Source organism: Cobetia crustatorum, from assembly GCF_000591415.1.
GTDB lineage: Bacteria > Pseudomonadota > Gammaproteobacteria > Pseudomonadales > Halomonadaceae > Cobetia > Cobetia crustatorum.
On sequence record NZ_JEMF01000133.1, the window covers coordinates 1 to 1,658 of the forward strand.

Here is a 1,658-nt window from a genome sequence, read left to right on the forward strand (position 1 = left end):
GCGTGTTGGAAGTTCCTCGCAAGCGTCGCCGCTTCACTGCCGCCTTCAAGGCCAGGATCGTCGAAGCGTGTCAGCAACCCGGTGCCTCCGTTGCCGGAGTGGCGTTGGAGCACAGCCTGAATGCTAACCTGGTCCACAATTGGATCCGTACCACCCGTCAGCAAACGGCTGTGCCAGAAATACCGGCATTTGTACCGGTGCCCATGACTCGCGAGTTGTCACCGGCCACTCCCCAGCATCAGGTGGCGGACCCTATTCGCCTCACCATCCCGCACCCCAACGGCCCGATGGTCATCGAGTGGCCTGCCTCGGAGGCCGACACCTGCCGATCTCTGATTCGGGAGCTGCTCGCATGATCCGCATCGACGAAATCTGGCTGGCTACCGACCCCCTGGATATGCGGGCCGGTCCGGACACTGCGTTGGCCCGAGTCGTGAAGGTCTTCGGCGCGGCTCGCCCGCATTGTGCTTATCTGTTCGCCAACCGGCGTGGCAACCGCATGAAGGTGCTGGTCCACGATGGTCTGGGCATCTGGCTGTGCGCCAGGCGCCTGAACCAGGGCAAGTTCCACTGGGCTGGCAACCGGCATGGCGATTGCGTCGAGCTCTGCCCCGAGCAGGCCATGGCACTGGTGCAGGGCCTACCCTGGCAGCGTCTCGGCACCGACGGCGTCATCTCTGTCGTCTGACACGCCAGGCCAGGTACGGCACAGAACCTCCCGGCCCGCTATTCGCTGATGCGCCAATCCCACTGCCTTCGGCGGGCTGGCATACTGGCGGAATGACGACGCCCCCCGACCTGACTCAACTCTCTCCCGATCAGCTCCGCCACTTGGCGGCAACGCTGATGACGCAGGTGGAGGAAAAGGAGAAAGCGCTACGCCACAGCGAGCAGGTCAATCAAAAACTGACCTATGAAATGGCATTGCTCAAGCGCCACGCCTTCGGCAAGCGCAGCGAGCAGCTCAATGTCCTGCAGATCAGCCTGCTGGAGGAAGGGGTGGACGCCGACATTGCTGCCATCGAGACCGAGCTGGAAGAGCTCCACCTCACTGCTGACACGCCAGTGGCAAGGAAGACGCCCAAGCGCACGCCCTTACCTCCCGAGCTACCGCGCACCGAGATTCATCATGATCCGGAGAATGATCACTGCCGGTGTGGTTGTCAGCTGAGGCGGATCGGCGAGGAAATCAGTGAGAAGTTGGATTACACGCCGGGCGTGTTCCACGTCGAGCGGCATATCCGTGGCAAGTGGGTCTGCGACCAATGCGAGACACTGACCCAGGCACCGATGCCGACGCAGATCATTGACAAGGGCATCCCCACCGCCGGCTTGCTGGCCCAGGTGCTGATCGCCAAATATGCTGATCACCTGCCACTCTATCGCCAGGAGCAGATCTTCGCCCGCGCCGGCGTAGCGATTCCGCGCTCCACCCTGGCCGAGTGGGTCGGCACCTGCGGGGTGCGACTTCAGCCGCTGATCGATGCACTGCGTGAAGTGTTGCTCAACGAGCCGGTGCTGCATGCCGACGAAACGCCGGTACCGATGCTGGCCCCTGGCAAGAAGAAGACGCACCGCGCCTATCTCTGGGCCTACGCCACCACCCCGTATGCCGGGTTGAAGGCCGTAATCTACGACTTCAGCGAGGGACGTGGCGG

The 1,658-nt window shown here is 63.0% G+C and carries 3 protein-coding genes; all 3 read left to right on the forward strand.

Annotation, left to right across the window (positions count from 1 at the left end; genetic code table 11):
• Positions 1 to 356, forward strand: a 356-nt coding sequence (gene tnpA / locus BF12_RS0117805) for an IS66-like element accessory protein TnpA (protein WP_024953435.1), incomplete at its 5' end; no start/stop codon positions are given.
• Positions 353 to 688 (forward strand): IS66 family insertion sequence element accessory protein TnpB, encoded by a 336-nt coding sequence (gene tnpB, locus BF12_RS0117810; RefSeq protein WP_024953436.1) that lies wholly within the window; start codon positions 353 to 355, stop codon positions 686 to 688. The genes tnpA and tnpB, both read left to right, overlap by 4 nt.
• A 92-nt stretch (positions 689 to 780) precedes the next feature.
• Positions 781 to 1,658: IS66 family transposase (gene tnpC, locus BF12_RS0117815; RefSeq protein WP_024953437.1), on the forward strand; the 878-nt coding region annotated here is incomplete at its 3' end.